This window comes from Granulicella tundricola MP5ACTX9, assembly GCF_000178975.2.
Lineage (GTDB): Bacteria > Acidobacteriota > Terriglobia > Terriglobales > Acidobacteriaceae > Edaphobacter > Edaphobacter tundricola.
The window spans coordinates 157,320-175,544 of the sequence record NC_015065.1; the positions used below are offsets into that span (position 1 = coordinate 157,320).

At 56.4% G+C, this 18,225-nt stretch carries 12 protein-coding genes and 1 pseudogene; 6 read left to right on the forward strand and 7 right to left on the reverse strand.

The annotated features are described in order from the left end of the window. Nucleotides 1–16: 16 nt before the first annotated feature. The 4 genes and pseudogenes from ACIX9_RS20905 (at nucleotide 17) to ACIX9_RS27190 (ending at nucleotide 6,789) form a co-directional block, all read left to right on the forward strand. Nucleotides 17–3,229, forward strand: coding sequence for an alpha-L-rhamnosidase (locus tag ACIX9_RS20905; RefSeq protein ID WP_013582185.1), 3,213 nt, complete (start codon nucleotides 17–19; stop codon nucleotides 3,227–3,229). Between the two features lie 145 nt (nucleotides 3,230–3,374). Then, nucleotides 3,375–4,558 (forward strand): IS3 family transposase gene (locus tag ACIX9_RS25100; RefSeq protein ID WP_157478246.1). Its coding sequence is split into 2 segments (ribosomal slippage): nucleotides 3,375–3,642 and nucleotides 3,642–4,558, totalling 1,185 coding nucleotides; the frame shifts between segments, so codons are not numbered across the junction. A 439-nt stretch (nucleotides 4,559–4,997) separates the two neighbouring features. Next, nucleotides 4,998–6,026: pseudogene (locus ACIX9_RS24255) on the forward strand (ISL3 family transposase); the annotation flags it as partial. A gap of 439 nt (nucleotides 6,027–6,465) precedes the next feature. Next, nucleotides 6,466–6,789: a helix-turn-helix domain-containing protein gene (locus ACIX9_RS27190; RefSeq protein ID WP_049789474.1), complete on the forward strand. Its 324-nt coding sequence runs from the start codon at nucleotides 6,466–6,468 to the stop codon at nucleotides 6,787–6,789. A gap of 472 nt (nucleotides 6,790–7,261) precedes the next feature. Here the strand turns inward: ACIX9_RS27190 and ACIX9_RS27815 are convergent, their stop codons facing one another. After that, the gene (locus tag ACIX9_RS27815; RefSeq protein WP_408609737.1) at nucleotides 7,262–7,408 is read right to left on the reverse strand and encodes a transposase; all 147 of its coding nucleotides are present in this window, start codon (nucleotides 7,406–7,408) and stop codon (nucleotides 7,262–7,264) included. A 261-nt stretch (nucleotides 7,409–7,669) separates the two neighbouring features. Here ACIX9_RS27815 and ACIX9_RS20930 point away from each other — a divergent pair, with 261 nt between their 5' ends. Beyond that, complete coding sequence (locus ACIX9_RS20930; RefSeq protein WP_157478274.1) at nucleotides 7,670–8,596, forward strand: phytanoyl-CoA dioxygenase family protein; 927 nt, start codon at nucleotides 7,670–7,672, stop codon at nucleotides 8,594–8,596. A 157-nt stretch (nucleotides 8,597–8,753) separates the two neighbouring features. Next, nucleotides 8,754–9,515, forward strand: coding sequence for a DUF2306 domain-containing protein (locus tag ACIX9_RS20935; RefSeq protein WP_013582189.1), 762 nt, complete (start codon nucleotides 8,754–8,756; stop codon nucleotides 9,513–9,515). Between the two features lie 827 nt (nucleotides 9,516–10,342). On the opposite strand, the gene ACIX9_RS20945 is transcribed toward ACIX9_RS20935, so the two are convergent. From ACIX9_RS20945 to ACIX9_RS20970, 6 genes are all read right to left on the reverse strand, one after another. Continuing rightward, a complete protein-coding gene (locus ACIX9_RS20945; protein WP_013582191.1) occupies nucleotides 10,343–11,398 on the reverse strand; it encodes a hypothetical protein in 1,056 nt (351 codons plus the stop codon). A 158-nt stretch (nucleotides 11,399–11,556) separates the two neighbouring features. Further along, nucleotides 11,557–12,615 (reverse strand): hypothetical protein, encoded by a 1,059-nt coding sequence (locus ACIX9_RS20950; protein ID WP_013582192.1) that lies wholly within the window; start codon nucleotides 12,613–12,615, stop codon nucleotides 11,557–11,559. 76 nt (nucleotides 12,616–12,691) lie between these two features. After that, nucleotides 12,692–13,729, reverse strand: coding sequence for a hypothetical protein (locus ACIX9_RS20955; protein ID WP_013582193.1), 1,038 nt, complete (start codon nucleotides 13,727–13,729; stop codon nucleotides 12,692–12,694). A gap of 626 nt (nucleotides 13,730–14,355) precedes the next feature. After that, nucleotides 14,356–15,279 carry a carbohydrate porin gene (locus tag ACIX9_RS20960; protein ID WP_041598093.1) on the reverse strand — a complete coding sequence of 308 codons (924 nt, stop codon included), beginning with the start codon at nucleotides 15,277–15,279 and terminating at the stop codon, nucleotides 14,356–14,358. Nucleotides 15,280–15,283: 4 nt separating this feature from the next. Then, nucleotides 15,284–15,757, reverse strand: a complete 474-nt coding sequence (locus ACIX9_RS20965; RefSeq protein WP_041598094.1) for a hypothetical protein — start codon at nucleotides 15,755–15,757, stop codon at nucleotides 15,284–15,286. A gap of 88 nt (nucleotides 15,758–15,845) precedes the next feature. Further along, nucleotides 15,846–18,083: a beta-glucosidase family protein gene (locus ACIX9_RS20970; protein ID WP_013582195.1), complete on the reverse strand. Its 2,238-nt coding sequence runs from the start codon at nucleotides 18,081–18,083 to the stop codon at nucleotides 15,846–15,848. Between the last annotated feature and the right edge of the window lie 142 nt (nucleotides 18,084–18,225).

Here is an 18,225-nt window from a genome sequence, read left to right on the forward strand (position 1 = left end):
GAACGCAAGGAAAAGAATGAAAGCCATACGTTTGAAAGTAAATTACAGACTTTGGGCACTATCGATGCAAATTTTGCTCCTGATCAGCGGTGCAGCACGGGTCTCTGCTCTACCGGTGGGCTTGCGTGTAGATTCTCGCGTGAACCCTCTTGGTGTCGATACGGCGATTCCTTCACTCTCCTGGCGAAGTGACGATACGCAAAAGAACTGGACGCAGTCCGCTTTCAGGATAGAGGTAGCGAGCAACTTATCCTTACTGAAAGCGAACATGCCGGATGTTTGGGATAGTGGACGAGTCGCATCCAATGAGTCTGTTGCGATCCCGTATAAGGGACCGACACTCATGGCAACCAAGCGATATTACTGGCGAGTTCGGACGTGGGACCGGGCTGGAAAAGAACAAACCTCTGCAGAACTGGCCTGGTGGGAGATGGGCCTTATCGGGAATAACTCCTGGAAAGCGAAGTGGATTGGCTACTCCGACAATACGGATGCTCAAGCCTTACAGCGGGTGCGGTGGCTGTGGTTGCCGGGAGGGGATGCCCATCATGTTTCGGGCGGGCAGCCCGTCGAGTTTCACTACGTCCTCCACCTTGATGCCCAGCCCGCAGCGGCCGTTTTGCATTGCCTTACTGGCGGGACCTTTACTACTTTGGTGAATGGAAACCAGACAGGACACAAGCAGGAATGGACTGCTTTTGATCGAGAGGACCTACGGAACCAATTGCACGCGGGGCCTGGAATCAGCGGGGATAACGACATTATTGTGCGAACCATCGCACACGAGGCTAGGACGCCTGACACGACAGCGAACGGCTTTGCTGCTGTTCTCGACCTTCGCGACGAACACGGACACAATCGGCAGATAGTCACGGATGCCGCCTGGACCGCTAGGCCCAGCTCGGAAGCATCCTGGCAGCCGGCCCAGGTCGTCGGTCCACTGAACGATCTCCAAGTGAATGTAGGATCAGACCGCCGAAAGATCGTGCCTGCTCCCGAACGCATCTCAACAGGCGTTTCTCTTCTGAGAACCGACTTTGCAGTTGACGGTCCTATTCGTTCAGCGCGGCTTTACATCACGGCCATGGGTAGCTACCGCGCCTTTCTGAATGGCAAGCGCATCGGTGAGACTGTACTGACGCCGGGCTTCACAGACTTTCGCAAGCGCGCGCTCTATCAGACATACGATGTAACCCAACTCGCCAAATCAGGGTCAAACGCTTTCGGTGTGAAGCTTGGCGGTGGATGGCATGGCAGTCCATTGCTGTGGTCAGGTGTAAGGGAGTTTACCGGGCCTGATCTGCTTCGCGCTCAAATAATAGTTACCCTTCAGGACGGAACCCAGAAGATCATCGCAACGGACAGCAGTTGGAAGGGCAGTCGTAGTGCGACAGACTCCGCTGAAATTTATGGTGGTGAAAGCTACGATGCTCGCCTTTCCGAGACCGGCTGGAACACGGTGCAGTCTGCATCCAAACTAGCGTGGGCGCCGGTGAAGGAAGGCTCCGTTTCCAACGACACGCAAATCAGCGCACAACCTGATTCATCGCCCCATGTATCTCAGACCTTGAAGCCGGTATCTGTGCATCTTGTGGACGCGGCCGGAGTCCCGGCGGGTACCAAGCTCTTCGACATGGGCCAGAATATGGTGGGTGTCGTTCGCCTGCGGGTCCATGGAGTACGTGGAAGCACGGTCCGTCTACGATTCGCTGAACGACTGAAGCCAGATGGTAGTGTTTATACCGAGAATCTCCGCAACGCCGACGCTACGGACGAATATACCTTGCGGGGCGGTGGTCTTGAAGAGTGGACTCCCATGTTCACCTTTCATGGCTTTCGTTATGTACAGGCAGAGGGGCTTCCAGCCGGAGCAGGGCGGGATAGTTTACTGGGCGAGGTGGAAAATAGCTTGCCCGACGAGCCTTCAACGCGTTTCACCAGTTCTAGTCCGTTGCTCAACAGCATGTTTGAGTTAGGTCTATGGGGACAGCGCGGGAACTTCGTCTCTATTCCAACCGACTGTCCCCAACGTGATGAGCGCCTGGGCTGGATGGGCGACGCAGGTGTTTTCTGGCAGACGGGCTCGTATAACTTTGATATCAACGCGTTCACGCACAAGTTCATGGATGACGTAACAGATGGTCAGGACGCGCGCGGTATCTTTTCAAATGTTTCGCCGAACTTGCTTCAGGTTGGCCCTGAAGTTGTAGGGGCCCCTGGATGGGGAGACGCTGGGGTGCTGGTTCCATACGCCACCTGGATGCAGTATGGCGATCGAAGCGTGATAGATAAGAACTGGGATGCGATGGAGCGCTGGATTCGTTTCATCGAAGAATCGAATACAGCCGGGCTCCGCAGCAATGATTTAGGGCCCAACTACGCTGACTGGCTAGCTCCGGACCCGAATACTCCGAAAGATCTTGTGGCCACCGCCTATTGGGCTTTGATGACGCAACAAATGAAAAGCATGGCGATCGCCACTGGCCGCGCCGAAGCCGCAAAACGTTATGAGCAGCTTTACGGAAAAATTCGCAAAGCCTACCGGAAAGCGTACGTCCACGAAGACGGAAGTGTAGAAGGGGAGACGCAGACCGCCTACGTGCTTACCCTTTACACAGGGATGGATGAGAAAGAGGAAAGTGGCGTCATTACCGGTCGCCTCATTGCCGATATTGAGAAGCATGACAACCATCTGACCACCGGTTTCCTTGGCACGCCCTTTCTTTTATCGGTGCTTGATACACAGAATAGAAGTGATGTGGCCTATCGGCTTTTGCTAAATAAGACGTATCCATCATGGGGATACATGGTCAAGAAAGGCGCGACGACGTGGTGGGAACGTTGGAACGGAGACACCGGGGATCCGGGTATGAACTCATACAATCACTACGCATTCGGTTCCGTGATGGCGTGGGTCTACCGACGTGTATCAGGTATTGATACGGACGCGAGTGGCCCAGGCTTTCATCACATGATCATTGCGCCGCAGGTTGATCCTCTCTTAAGACATGTGCGAATGGAGTACACGTCTGTCTACGGAAAAGTCGTAACAGACTTGACACGTTCTGCAGACGGAGGCTTAAAACTTAGCGTGAGCCTTCCCGCAAATACCTCGGCGACTGTGCAACTGCCCCAAGGCGATCACGGAACAATCAAGCAAGATGGTGCTCTTATAAGCAGTAAGAAGATTGAAATTGGATCTGGCGAAGCGATCTTTACTGTCCAGTAGATAAGATCCTTTCGAGATAGGCTTCATTATCGGAAATGAGGGTGGATGAAAACTAGGCTATCCTCGCATTTCTTTAGCCTCTAGTGGAGTGTCCGGCTTGAAATGTGCCAGTGGATAAGAGAGACACTGGACAAAGAGAGGGCATATGGGACGAGGGAAGAAGTACCAGCCTGAGCAGGTGGTAAATCTGTTGCGACAGATCGAAGTAGCCGTAGCGAACGGGAAGACGACGGCTCTGGCGTGTAAGGAAGCCGGGATCGTGGAGCAGACCTACTTCCGCTGGCGCAAGGAGTACGGCGGGTTGCAGGTGGACCAGGCGAAGCGACTGAAGGGGTTGGAGCAGGAGAACTCCAAGCTGAAGCGTTTGGTAGCGAACCTGAGCCTGGATAATCTTGCGTTGAAGAACTTCGCCTCGGGAAACTTCTAAGCCCTGAGCGACGACGGATCGCAGCAGACCATGCACAGCAGCAGCATGGGATGACAGAGCGCAGGGCATGCCGGCTGGCCTCCCAGCCGCGCGGCACGCAGCGCTACCGTGCGATCCGGCGGGAAGACGAAGATGCGCTCACGCAGGCGATCGTTCGGCTTGCCAGCCAGTACGGTCGTTATGGCTATCGCCGGATCACGGCGCTGCTGAAGCGAGCAGGCTGGCGGGTGGGCAAGGATCGCGTGGAGCGTATCTGGCGTCGCGAGGGGCTGAAGGTCCCGCAGAAGCAGAAGCCACGAGGACGCCTGTGGCTCAACGATGGCTCGTGCGTGCGGCTCAGGCCGGAGCGGCGGAACCATGTATGGAGCTACGACTTCGTCAGTGCTCGGACGCATGATGGCCGCAGCGTACGGCTTCTCAACCTGATCGACGAACACACCAGAGAAAGCCTGCTGGTGCGTGCGGAACGCCGCTGGTCAAGCTCCAGGGTCATCTCTGCGCTGGCCGATGTGATGGTGATGAAGGGAGTGCCGGAACACCTTCGTTCGGACAATGGGCCGGAAGTCGTCGCGAAGGACCTACGAAGATGGCTGGCAAAGACAGGGGCAAAAACACTGTACATCGCGCCCGGTTCACCGTGGGAGAACGGCTACTGCGAAAGCTCTAACTCGAAACTCAGAGATGAGTTCCTCAACGGTGAGATCTTCTACTCGATGAAAGAACTGCGCGTGCTGGCCGAACGCTGGCGCGTCCACTCCAACACCGTCAGACCACACTCCTCGCTCAGCTACAGACCACCAGCACCGGAGGCATGGTTCACCCCCGACGGCGGCTACTTGAACTCAGAAGAAGCTGCGCTAAACTCATCCAACGGCACAAACGATCGGGCACTCCAGGGATAACTTCCCACGGCAGATCGCCAAGCCTGCGTACATGCCGGCTGTGAACCCGCCGCGAAGCCGTACGGCAGACCGGGCAGCATGAGAAAGGGAGAGAGTTCGAAGCTCAACCTCAATCAACCCGCTCCTGGGCCGCAAACAGACCAATTCAACTTCAGAAGTACTCGGTAGCAGCGTCCCTCAAACCATCTGGAACCTCCAGCGTGCTACCTCCTTGCTACGCCTGAAAGGAACCGCTGGAAAGAATCACCAAATGTACGGAATAGCCTTAGAAATGGTTCTGGCGCACATTTGGTGATTCTTTCCAGACTGTCTTCTGAGGCGTAAGACAGAAGCAGCTCTGGTGATCTCCGTTCCCACGCTTATGCTCTCAGGAACGCTGGTTCCCGATATTGCAGAAGTCGAGTTGGTCAGCCTTGGCCGTATCGCTGGGATGATAGAGATGCGGTTGAAGTCCTGTCGTGCCTGCGTTCCATGTCCGGCTTGTGGTACTTGCGCTCGGAAGGTTCATAGCCGCTACAAGCGGCGGCTGGCCGATCTGCTGTGGGACGGCGTTCCGGTCGTGATTCAACTGCAGACGCGAAGGTTCTTCTTCGTGGAGCCGGGTTGCCGGCGCAAGATCTTCACGGAGCCGCTGCCGGGCACCGTAGCCCGCTATGGTAGAAGAAGCTGCCGGTTAGGCGAAGCACTCCGCTGGCTCACGCTTGCCCTGGGCGGCCGGGCGGGAGCGAGACTAGCGGAGCGTCTAGGGCTGGTCGCGAGTCGCTCGACGCTGCTACGGGAGCTTCATCACCGCAGGCCTGTCCCTCCTGTTGAGGCTCCGCGCGTGCTGGGCATCGACGACTGGGCGTGGCGCAAGGGGCATCGCTACGGCACGATCCTGTGCGATCTCGAGACGCGCAAGGTGGTCGACCTGCTCCCCGATCGCGATGCGAACAGTGTGGCTGCGTGTCTTCAGCAACATCCGGGAACGGAGATCATCAGCCGCGACGGCGGCGGGATCTACGCCGAAGCTGCACGCAGGGCCGCTCCTCAGGCCGTTCAGGTCGCTGACCGTTGGCATCTGTTGCGCAACCTGAGTGAAGCGTTGTGTCGCGCGATCGCACAACATCACCGCCTGTTTTTGCAGGCAGCAAGAGCCAACCGACTGGAAGGTCCCGCACCCGCTTCACCTCCCGACGCTCCATGGAGCCAGCGCGAACTGCTGGTTCAACAAGCCAACCGGCAGAGGCGGTATGAGCGATGGGACCAGGTACGCGAGCTCTTTCTGAAGACAAGCGCTTCAGACCAAGAGCTCGCACGGCAGCTTGGCATCGATCATCGAACGGTGAAGAAGTTCAGGACAGCTGAGGTCTATCCGGAAGCGAAGCCCCGTGTTCGTGAGTCCATCGTGGACCACCATGCGAGCTATCTCGATCGGCGGCTAAAAGAAGGCTGCCGCAGTTCAACGAGGCTCTGGCATGAGCTGCGCGAACAGGCCTTCCAGGGACAGCGCAACAGCGTGAGCTACTGGCTTCAGCAACGCCGCAGCTATCGAACGCGAGCCGGACGGCCACCCGAACGACCGGCTCTGCGGGCTTCGCCACGACAGGTCGTGTGGCTCATCCTCAAGGCCGCGCCTGCCGCGAAGGACATGCTGGAGGAGACGCCGTGCGCGAAGCACTTAGACTGCCGTGGAACCAGGGTCACGTCGAAGGCCAGGTCCACCGCCTCAAGCTCATCAAACGACAAATGTACGGCAGAGCAGGCTTCGACCTCCTGCGCCTGCGCGTGCTGAATCAAGACTAAGGAAACCCACGCTGAACAGCAACGAAAGGGCAAGATAGCTTCTCACCAAATGTGCGCCAGAACCTTAGAAATGTCATGGTCTACCCGTTAGAACTGTCAGGTTCTAAGAATGGGATGGATCGATGAGCGAGCGCGATCTGAGGCGGATTGAAGTCTTGAGTGACGTGCGGGCTGGGCGTCGCACCGTGGCTGCGGCAGCAGCCGTGTTGGCCATTAGTGAGCGCCAAGCGTACCGGTCGCTGGCAAGATATGAAGTGGGTGGCGACTCAGGTCTGATCCACAAGGCGCGAGGCCGAACATCGAACCGGAGCCGGAACGAAGGCATCCGGAGGTATGCGGTCGAGCTTGTCAAGACCAGACACGCGGACTTCGGGCCGAGGCTGGCGACCAAGATGCTGCTGGACAAGCATGAGTTGCGCGTTGGCCGGGAGACGCTGCGCCGATAGATGATGGCCGAAGGCCTGTGGCTGTCACGAACGCGGCGCAGAACCTTCCACCAGCCTCGTCTCCGGCGCGAAAGCTATGGCGAGCTGATTCCGATCAACGGCAGCGATCATCGCTGTTCGAGCAGCGAGGTGACGGTCTTTGTTCGTGGGACTGTGACTTCGACAAGCGTGGCTTCGACAAGCGTGACTTCTCCCGGAGAGACACTTTCAAGCCGAACTCCCAGCGGAAGACCGCCACCGTCCACCAGTACCATGCACTTCGTGCCCTTGCCACGCTTGGTTTTACCGATGGCAGAGTCCCCTTTCTGACCAGAGCGAAACTACCGTCCAGAAACGTCTCTTCCAATTTCAGTAGACCTTCGCCATCCAGCCTCCCAGCAACGCTTGCCACGCCTCGAGCCACACATCCTGCTCTTCCCACTGCTTCAACCGCCGCTAGAAGGTTGCCGGAGAAGGATATTAAGCGGGAAAATCACCACGCCTCACCTGTTTGCAACATCCACAGAAAGCCTTCCAAACAGCCGCGATTTGACGCCCACGGACGGCCTCTCTTGTCCTTGCGCTGCTTCGGCAAAGGCAGCAGTGGCTCGATCAGTTCCCACTGCGCCTCGCTCAACAACTCAACCCGCTTCTTGCTTATGCAAGAAGTTCACCAAACCACCCGCGGCACGAGGAAGTCCTCAGCTTGAGCCCAAAGCTATTTATGAAACGTGCTCTACATCTTTTAAGTTATTTGCAGCTCTGGCGACAATCAAGTGACAAAGCCTTGACAACCTAACGAGGGAACATAAGTAGGCTCTAGGGGTATGCAAGACATAAATGTCGGTGATGGATGGTACGTTTTATTGGAACCGAGACGAACAGCCCTGAAGGTGATCTGATGAAGCCGTTTCACGAGATCCATTCAAATGATTTGAATTCGGGGCAACTCCAACGCGAACTCGACTCGCGCGGGTATGTGCTCATCAGGAAGTTGTTGCCAGCTGAAGACGTTGAGACGCTCCTTCGCGAGATTGTGCAGAATCTCTCCGCAAATGATTGGTTCTTGCCCAACCATAGTCCCATGGAGCGCGTTGCTGATCCAAACGCCGCCTGCGGTGAACCTGATCCTTTGTTCAAGCTGATTTACGAACAGATCTTCAATCTAGAGGCCTTACACCGCTTCGCTCACCATCCGAGACTCCGCGAAGTCATGCATTCGATTGTGGGCTCCCAGTTGCTTGTCCATCCGAAACCGATAGCCCGCCTGATCTTCCCTAATTGGGATCGCTTTGTAGTACATGCGCATCAGGATCATCTGGCAATCGGCGGAGACCCGGAATGCTTTACAGCGTGGATACCTCTTCATGACTGCCCCGCTGAACTCGGGCCACTGCAAATTCTAGACGGTTCACATCGCTTCGGTCTTCAGGAGGCTGACCCGTCAACCGGGGAGATTTCAAAAGACACTGCCCGCGGTGGAGACTGGGTCGGCGGCCAAATCAACGCTGGGGATGTGCTAATTTTCCACGGTTTGACAGTTCATTCCGCCTCTCCCAATACCTCTGAGCAGCTCAGGGTCTCAGTGGACTGCAGATTTCAGGACTACACTCGAACCTTCAATCCAGCAAACGCGGTTTTTCCCGGATCGAACGGCAAGTCGTGGGAGACCACCTATGCGAATTGGCGCTCAGAGGAACTCAAGTATTTCTGGAGACAAATTCCTCTGACGTTCAAACCGTCTAGGGAAGAGTTGGTTGAACTCATCGAAACGGACGATTCCCAGAGGATGCGAACACGGTACGCCAGGGTTCTAAGCCAGATCTAGATCAAATGCCTGTTGACTCCCGTGCGTAGCAATCAGAAACGGTTCACTCAAAGGCCTCAGTATGCGGCATGAAGGAAACTTGAAAGCGGCAACGCGATCGTTTTAAGAAGGGCTGGCGATGTGATCTCTCACGAAAGGCTGGACCGGAGGAGACAGTATGCAACTTCGCACGACAGCAATACGAAACCGGACTCCTTCCCCTCCACCTGCACGCAATTGGGCGAAGTTTGCGCTTTGGGCGATGATCGGTGTGACGACCCTCTCGGTAACACTCTATAGCGAGGTGCCGCTTCTTCATCAGGCTAAAGAGCGAGCCTATCTGGGTGCGATGCCTTTTCTCATCGTGCCGCACATAGCATGCGGTATTTTCGCCCTTCTAAGCGGACCCCTCCAGTTTTCCACTCGTCTCCGGCAAAGACATTTACAGTTTCACCGACTGCTAGGCCGGGTTTATGTGAGTTCGGTTCTTGTCGCCGCCCCTCTCGCGATGGTTCTCTCAAATCAACATCACGATCGCCGAGCAATCCACTTTGTCGTTGCTAACTGTTGCCAGGCCAGTACTTGGCTCATCGCCACCGCAGCCGCATTCCTTACAGCCCGCAATGGCCATATACAGCAACACAAGGAATGGATGGTGCGCTCCTATGCCGTCACCCTTACATTTGTGGGGACTCGAGTACTGCAGCCACTACCAGCATGGAATCGGCACAGTGAAGCCGGCTTCGCTATGGAAATCATTATGATTACGTTTCTCGCCATTCTCGTTCCGGACATCGCTTTCCATTGGCGACAGCTAACAACACGGCGCTTACGTTCCGGGGCAGCAATTCCTTCTATGAAGGATCAGATGCGCGAAAGACGAGGCGTGGAGAAGAGCGTATCTGCTGCAAGCGGCGATTCGGCGAACCTTAACATGTGATGTGCTCTCTTCCAGTTCGGCATACATCGCTTCGGGATTGACAGTAACAGACCGGAAGCCCCTCCGAGGGTCACACTAACTTTCGCTCAAGTAACTACAAGCATGGTAATAAGAGGCTGACCGAGCCAAGACCAGAGCAGTCAACCCGCTACCTTCATAGCGGACTGTATTTAGTATTCCTTCGGTAAAGGTGATCTTTTATAGTGTCATTGGACTGCTCTCCCGGTTTCGGCGTTCTCCTGAGCCTCCCGCTTCAGGAAATGACGCCACTTTAGAGGGAAAGATAGATATCGCTGACGGATGGTGCGAACAAGATGGCACGGCGTGTTTAGAACCACGGCGAGGAAGAAATTGATTGTAGAAGCGATCCGCCAGCCAGTGTATCGCTTGCGGTCGTGGGCTAGATTCAAGGACTTAACGCCAACCAAGTGTCCGGTTGGCGCAAGCTGTACGCCACAAGACAGCCGCGAAGGCCGACACAGAAGATTTTACGGCCTGCCTTGCATTCGATAATTAGTTCTATGGGTTGAGAAAATGGAGTAACTGCTCTTCTTCGTGCTTACTGAGCGAAGCGCGTATCCGCATATGGCGTGCGATAGTACCCGAGATCCGCGGAGAAAAACCCTCGGGCGCATTATGACAACGGGAGCACTGTTGCTGAAATATTTGATCACCATCATCTTGAGGTTGCTGAGCAGGCCGAGACGTGGTCACAGGTTTCTTGGCAGCCTGGCCAGCGGCTGCCTGACTCTGCGTTGCGGCCCACAGGAGAACGGAGCTCGACATCATAGCGGTAACGGCAAGCGAGAACTTAAGCAAGCGCATGACTATTTTCCTTTCCATGCTGGGAAGAGAAAGCGGTAGACAATCCCAGTTTCCCAGACGTTTTCGTTGCCGGCGGCTGAGAACTGCCGTGCGTAGCTGGTGAGAATCCTAGTGTTGTGTGGTAGGTTGTAGTCCAAACCTAAGTCAATGCGCTCCGTGTTGACCAATGGTAAGCCGTCGCTGACAAGCGTATCTCGCCGGAACGTTTGTTGCATGCGGATCACAGGTTCTATGCGCCCAATCCAACTGTCCGATCCACCTAGTTTTTGTAAGCGATAGTCGCCCTCTATCCAGTAACCTTGTGCATGGTGACCGCGCGTAAACTCCGACCGAAGACGAAACGCCGTATCCTTCGGCTCCCACCATACGTGCATGCCATAGAAGTTCTCGTGGATGCCTTGAAGCGAGCGGTCATAAGAGAAACCGATCTCAAGTCGCTTCTCCGGAAGGTAGAGGCTCGCCCGTCCACCGGACGCACGAGTTGCAGCAAACTGCTGGTTGCCCACTCGGCTGGAGAAGAAAGCAGCGTAGTCAATAGAGTATTTACGACGCGAAATGGCCGAACCGCGGAGCATCCCACCCGTCCCAATCGCGGAAGACATTTGGCCCAAATTGAAATTGAGAGGTGCATCCGAGAAGTTACTGATCCAAATGGGCGTGAGACGCTCGTTGTAAGTTCCAAAGGGAAGCAGAAAGCTGCCACCAACCACAGTTAGATGGGACGAGACAGTGTAATCGCCTTGAAGATAAGTGAGGGCGATGAAGTGATTATGATCATATTTACCATCAGCGGCGGGAGAGAAGGACTCAACCAGCGCGGCGCGAGACTCGATGAGGAGGTGCGGCCCTATTGGAGCAGCCAGGAGAGGCTGGATGGTAGGAATATAAGTTGTCTTGCCCGCATTGGTAGCCGTTAGAAAACCGACTCCACCGGAGAGAAAAGGGGTGTCCTGCGCGAGCCCATACCGCACTGCACAGAAAAGGATCGCCGCGACCGATATTCGCTGCGCCGACTGAATGGACCTAGCGGTCATAGTGTTTAAGATTGGAAGCACCATGTGACAAGCCTACCGGGAACAGCGATCAACGGTGTCACGGGATCGTCTCCTCATTGTCACCTGATTGTCGGGATACATCAAAATGAGTTCAACTCGCTCGTCACTCTAAAAATGAGACTAACCTCCGGCATCTGATACGTACCTCGCCAATGTAAATCTCAACTCTTAGTGATATAAGTGGAGTCTCGCGAAATCAATTCCGCTACCTCTCGAGATATTGGAGAGCGGACATACAAATCTTCAGCAGTGGCTTGTAGTTTATCGACTCCAAGATTCCTCACCCGCCAATCTTCATAGAAACCGTGCGCCACGCACAGTTCCGGCACACTCGCCAGGCGTTCATCTGATAAGACCCGACTCAGGAAGAAGGTGTGATAACCGAGCCGCAGTATGCGTTCAACCTGCAGTTCACGAACTCTGCACGCAAACACGGGCACCGGAATCCTGAAGATCTGAGAGGGTCTCGTGGCAAAGGGAAGCCGCTTCCAGTCGACGGTGGGACAGTTATGATTGGGCCCTAACATGTAGGCAATCGGGGCTTGCTTCATGGGAACGCTGCTCAGCACGATACGACCGGTCCGCTGAACGAACTTCTCAGGGAGGTAATCATGCTTGAGACAAAAACCAAAATAATTCCGTCCCAGATCTCCCATTACATTCAGCGGATAGATATTCCCATGTCCATCGTCGTCGGCGACGCTGACGAGCGAGACAGGACGCGGACAAGAGAACGTGGCAACAATGGCACGCCACTGCGCAGCAGGAACCCTGATCTTACTGTTTCTGTGCGAATCAACATAACTATGCCATAGGTTTTGGCTCCAGATTCTGAACCAGGGAAGACAAAAGTTGATGGATTTCGTAGAGTTAAAGAGTAGAAACTCTGACTCACCACATTCAATTACCTGCCGGTAGTCGAGCTTGACCTCACTGAGAATTCGATGCGCACCACCCTTTTCGCACAAGCGCAATCTAAGCTTGGATCTTAGACTCGCCGTAGGCACACTACCGCGCGTGAATTCTATACAAATCGTGAACGGCAGACCGGATGCCTGACAATGGCGCTTTGTCACGTCAATGGACTTGTTGCCTACGAGAAGCCAGACAACAACTTCCTGCTGCGGTTCTACTTGAGAAAGAAAGAAGCGGGCGGGCAGGCGCTCGCCGCCGAAGATAGCCCTCTTTGCCAGTTGTCGCAGAATCTTCCTATATGCCATGATCTTTCCGATGATTGGGCAGCCTTCTATCTGCTAAAGCTTGTCAACCTCACATGCTTCTGAGATTGTTGATTCATTAGATGAGTCCACTCTCAGCGATCAGGCCGCGCTTAATGCGAGCGTCTTCCGCAATCGAAAACTCGATCTCGACGGGTCGGCTTCTAAGTCGCCAAGTCTGATAGTGCCCGTGAATGACACACCATTCTGCCCATTGTGAAAATCTTTCCTCCTCCACGATCCTGCCTACGAAAAAGATGTGCGAACCGAGTTTTTTCATCACTTCCACCTCCATCTCTCGAACGTGAAGAGCAAACTCCGGGATGGGAATGCCATATCTACGCGAGCGCTTGGTTGCGAAGGGAAGGTCAATCCAATCGATGCCAGTCTTCTTGGAATGGTTGGGACCAAGCTTATACCCGAGATCTCCGTGCTGCATCGGAATAGTGCTCAACGCAACCCTCCTTGCACGAGCGACCAGACGTGAAGGCGACCGAGCCTCCTTGAGGCCGAAGCCGAAGTAGCCATGATCGAGTTGTCCCATCACATTCATGGGAAACATATTCCCCCGGGAGCCCTCTTCCGCACTGGCAAGTCCAATCGGACGAGGGCAGATGAACAGTATATTCATAGCGCGCATCTGCAAGGACGGTAAAGTAATAGTGTTCGGGGGACTAGGATAACGCCAGTTTCTGTACCGGAGCTGAAGATAAAACATCCACAGGTTTATTAGCGGAAGGCAATAGCTGCTAGCACTTGATACCTGAAAAAAATAAAGGTTAGGACCCTTGGTGGGAAGAGACATGCCGTTGTACTTGAGGCCAATCCTACCGAGTAAGCGGCGACTGTTTTCTCGCTCGCAAAAATGAAGTGAGAGGACTTGTAACTCTCGCTCCTTTAACTTGGTGCCTTTCTCAAAGGCCACACAAATGATAAACGGGCTGGCGCATGCGAGTGAATGATGATTCGTCACGTCGAGCGGAGCATCTCTCCCATGCAACCAAACGGTAATTTCCTTCTGCGGCGCTTCCAGCCCAAGAAAGAACTTCTGTGCGGGCCTGACTTTTCCAAGGAGGAGATCTTTCAACAGTTCCTTGAATCTCCAGAGGATGGTCATTCCGTTCCTTTTCTAGCTGGCGCGATGATCTTCCTGCGTAAACGACTTTGTGTGGATCCACCATCGACACACCGTGCAAGCTGATCGCGATAGTCGACTGGATCTGCGCTTTATGAGACGGGTCCTGCGAAGTAATCTCTCAGGCTGAGAACATTACTATCTTAGGCCGATATGAAGAAGAGGTTGTCGCACAAATGTCTGGACAATATCTTTATCTTGTTGCCAGAGATATTACCCTGTAAGTGTTGGACAACTTTCTGGGACTCTTGTCATAACCCAGGTTCTCCTAGGAGGAGCGATGCGGGCGGAAGGCTCCCCCCGCTGGCTCAAGCAGCGCGGGGAGCCCGGTACGTTGCTGGTCCTCATCGGCGATGCGATCAATAAGTTGATTTAGCTGCGCTTCGTGCCGAGCGGGGTGACGGACTCTCACTTCGCGGCGCTGCTGGCCGACCACCAGATGCGCGGCTGTCGTCGAAGGATCGCTTGACGATGGCTTCTTGCTCAACTGACAAAGCGATCGATCGCGGACTCGTTGGGCTGTGCGGCGATGCGGTAAAGAACTCGTCCGCTAGTGTCTCCTTCTGATGTTCAGAAAATCTGCATCCTCAAATGCGGGCATTAGACAGTTAGAAGAAGACTCCGAACTGCGTCAGCAGGTTGAGCGAGCTCTTCGCCCTGGGCGTGATCTCCGGGCCGTTGGTATAGCTGAGACCGGGCGAGAAGTAGACACCGCGCGCGAAGCGGAAGGTATAGCTGCCTGTCAGGCTTGTGGCGCTGTTCCAATAGGTCTGATGGGCGGCGACGGCCTGATATTTCACGAAGGGGCTGTAGGTGGTGTGGGAGCTGACGATGCTCGCCATGTCAGCGGGCCGGCTGTGGAAGGGAGCACGCATGTAGACGCGCGCCTCGTAATACTGCGAGTAGGCGTTCTGCTGCGCAGGAGCGTTCATCGCCGTGAAGCCAGCATAAAGGCCGCGGAAGCGCTGAGCGCGATCGGTCTGCCAAAGCTGACGGTCAGCGAGCAGGTAGACCAGGCGATTGTTGGTGCTTACACCGCCGGTCCGATTATTGGTGAAGTGCGTGGTGTTGTACATATAGCCGCCGCGCAGCCACATCTGATGGTCGTGGGCGTCCGCTTCATGCTGGTACCCGGCCTCGTAAATGGTGAGGACGCCGTCGCCCTTGGGCGCGAAGCGCAGTCCGATGGTGTCGCGGGCAGCCTCCGTGACGCCGCCTTTGGGGTCCATCGAACGCTGCACGCCAAGCTTGGTGTAGATGTGGTGCGGATAGTGAATGTTGGCGTTGAAGGCGGGCGTGGTCATGGGCAGGTACGACATGCCAACCTCAAACGGAAGCGACGCGAAGACGCCGAGCGAACCCGAGGACGCCTGGCCACCGATGGCCGTGCCGACGTACTCAAAGTCGTTATCGATGTAACCGCCCTTCAGCTCGAGATTGCCATGAAACAGGCTCTGATAGTAAGAGATGTTGCCGAACTCGATGGCGTTTGGGCCGCCGGCGTTCCAACTAATCTTCTGGATGGTGCCCATGATCTCAAGCTGTCCGCCGCGGACGCCAAGCTGGCGAAGATCCCAGGTGGAGCATGGGGTAGTGCGAGCTCTTCCAGGTGGGGCGCTGGCCGGTGAAGGTCTGCTGAGCGAGAGGGACCGGAGGCGTCGTGGTGTTGTAGGTGAACTCATCGTCATCAATATCCAGGAAGCCGATGCCGTGCCGCGCAAGGTCCTGGCGCAGCGGGTTGTCGAGGCCGATGACCGTCTCTGAGAACGGTGGCAGCTTCAGGTAGGTGCCGCGCATGTTGAGGTCTTCGATATCACGGCCACCAGGATGTTCATAGTCGACCGCGACGGGCTTGGTGACACTCTCATCGTGGGCGGACTGCGCGGCGGATTGGACGCTCGTGCTGCTTTGCTGGGCAAAAGCGGGGAGAGCGAGGAAGAGCAAAAAAAGGGAAAGCAGGGGCTTGAGGCCACGGCGTGCGTGGTCTCCATTCGGTGCAACAGGGTACATGGTTCGTTCTTCTTTCTTTGCCGGCCGGGGTGCCGGCGGAAAAGCCCAGGCAGGCGAACACCGTTGTGTGCTCACCTGCCCGGGCAAGTTATTTCAGTGAGATCTCCTGTTTCAAGCCAAGATCGCGCGAAGAGGCGCCGACCAGGAGTTGATACGAGCCGGGGAGGAGGCTGAAGGCGTTCTGCTTCTCGTCGAAGATAGACAGCATGCGGCGGTCGACGGTGATCGTGGCCAGCTTGCTTTCACCCGGCGCAAGTGCGAGACGGGACCAGCCGACGAGACGGTGCGGCGGCTCACCGGCTGAGGCGGGAAGAGCCGCGTAAACCTGGGCGATCTCGTCCCCGGCGCGCTTACCGGTATTCTGCACGGTGAAGTGAATCGTCAGGCCAGTTGCGGTGCGTTCGACCGACAGACCGGAGTATGCGTATGTGGTGTATGAGAGGCCGTGGCCGAAGGGGAAGAGGACGTTGGTATGCTCAGCGTCGTACCACTTGTAGCCGACCTTCAACTTTTCGTCGTAGACCATGGGGAAGGTGGGCAGACCGTCGCCCAGCTCCTTCATGACGTCGTGGAGGGTATCGCCCTTGTTGATATGCGGCTCGGACGCTGCGGGTGGGGTGTTGAGCTTCGGGTGCGGCAGGTCTGCCTCAGTGAGAGGGAAGCTGACGGGGAGTTTAGCCGATGGGTTGACCGCGCCGGAGAGGATGCTGGCCAAGGCCTCTGCGCCGCGGATGCCGGGGAACCAGGCTTCAACGATGCCGCCGACCTGGTCATGCCAAGGCATGACGATGGGGCCGCCCGACTCGACGATGGCGATGGTGCGCGGGTTAGCCTTGCCCACCGCGGCGATCAGGGCGTCCTGGTCCGGGCCGAGGTCCAGGGTCTTGAGGTCCAGGGATTCGGCTGACCATTGTGAGCCGAAGACCAGAGCCACGTCCGCGCTATGCGCCAGCGAGGCCGCGGCGGCGATGTCGTCCCCGGAGGCATAGACGACGTGGGCCTTGGGGAACTCGGCCTGGATCGCCTTGAGGGGTGAATCGCGGAACCAGGCTGGGCGGATGAGAGCGTCGAAGACACCGTTGCCCGGAGGCGGCGGAGGCACGGGCGAGCCGCCCGGAGGGTCCACCTGCGCGGAGCCACCGCCGCCAATGATGGCCACATCGGCATGGCTGCCGATGACGGCGATCGTCATTGGCTTTGAGGCGTCCAGTGGGAGGATGCTGTGATCGTTCTTGAGCAGGACGATGCTCTTCTCAGCCAGTGTCTGGGCGACGTTGTTTCCATGATCGGCGTCGACCACTCCCTTTTGCGGTGGATCATCCACAACGCCGCTGGCGAACTCCGCACGGAGGATACGCAGAACGTGGTCGTCCAGCTCCGCCATGGGGACCGTGCCGGCCTGGACCTGCTTCTTCATCTCAGCGCCGTAGAAGAAGTCCTCTGGCTGCTCCATGTCGAGCCCGGCGTGCGAGGCCTTGGCGGTGCTGTGCGTGCCGCCCCAATCAGAGATGACGAAGCCGTCAAAGTGGAAATCACCCTTCAGCACGTCGTGCAGTAAGTAATCGTTTTCACAAGAATAAACGCTGTTGACACGGTTGTACGAACACATCACCGCGCTGGGGTGAGCGATCTCAAGCGCGATCTGGAAGGCGAGCAGGTCGCTCTCGCGCATGGAGCGCTTGTCGATCTCTGCGTTGACGGCGAAGCGGCCGTCCTCCTGGTCGTTGATGGCGTAGTGTTTGATATCGCCGAGGACGTGCTGGTCCTGCTCGCCGCGCATGAGGTTGCCGTCCATGGTGCCGGCCAGGAGCGGGTCCTCCCCGGCATACTCAAAGGTGCGGCCGTCGCGCGGTTCGCGGGTGAGATTCACACCGCCGCCCAGGGTCATGTTGTAGCCCTGTTGGCGAAGTTCAGTGCCGATGAGTGCACCGTAGGCGTAAGCCGACTTGGGTTCCCAACTGCTCGTCGCGGCCAGTACGCTGGGCAGCGCGGTGGCATAACGTCCGTTCGGTGCGCTGCGGGTGACGCCATAGGCTGCATCGGCCATCTCAATGCGCGGGATGCCGAGACGCGGCACTCCCACGTTGCCGCCGGCTCCGCCGTTGCTCAGGGCATCGGCACCGGGCTCAATCGGCATGCCGTAGCCGTGGATGAACGCAATCTTTTCGTCGAGCGTCATCTGCTTGAGCACCAGCGCGGCGCGCTCGCCGGAGCTGAGAGCTTTCTGGTCCCACGCGTGCTGCGGGGCTGCCTGCGCCACTGCAGCAATGGGGAGTGCGAGCGAGATCAGCGCCAATCCCTTGCGTCCGAAGTACTTCAATTTCATACCTGCACCTTTTCATTCCTACAAACGGTATAAGCATGTGCCAACATGGAACCCTTTGCTAGGCAGTATACGGTAGAGGCTCTGTAGCAATTGGTAAGTAGCTTGCAATAAGCCACTTAGGCCGTACGTATAAAATCGTTTG

Coding starts and splice junctions, on each gene's coding strand:
- ACIX9_RS20955 (WP_013582193.1), bottom strand. CDS start 13,729: ATGACCATCCTCTGGAGATTCAAGGAACTGTTGAAAGATCTCCTCCTT.
- ACIX9_RS20965 (WP_041598094.1), bottom strand. CDS start 15,757: ATGTACCCTGTTGCACCGAATGGAGACCACGCACGCCGTGGCCTCAAG.
- ACIX9_RS27190 (WP_049789474.1), top strand. CDS start 6,466: ATGAGCGAGCGCGATCTGAGGCGGATTGAAGTCTTGAGTGACGTGCGG.
- ACIX9_RS20970 (WP_013582195.1), bottom strand. CDS start 18,083: ATGAAATTGAAGTACTTCGGACGCAAGGGATTGGCGCTGATCTCGCTC.
- ACIX9_RS20930 (WP_157478274.1), top strand. CDS start 7,670: ATGAAGCCGTTTCACGAGATCCATTCAAATGATTTGAATTCGGGGCAA.
- ACIX9_RS20945 (WP_013582191.1), bottom strand. CDS start 11,398: ATGGTGCTTCCAATCTTAAACACTATGACCGCTAGGTCCATTCAGTCG.
- ACIX9_RS20905 (WP_013582185.1), top strand. CDS start 17: ATGAAAGCCATACGTTTGAAAGTAAATTACAGACTTTGGGCACTATCG.
- ACIX9_RS20960 (WP_041598093.1), bottom strand. CDS start 15,279: ATGGGCACCATCCAGAAGATTAGTTGGAACGCCGGCGGCCCAAACGCC.
- ACIX9_RS20950 (WP_013582192.1), bottom strand. CDS start 12,615: ATGGCATATAGGAAGATTCTGCGACAACTGGCAAAGAGGGCTATCTTC.
- ACIX9_RS20935 (WP_013582189.1), top strand. CDS start 8,754: ATGCAACTTCGCACGACAGCAATACGAAACCGGACTCCTTCCCCTCCA.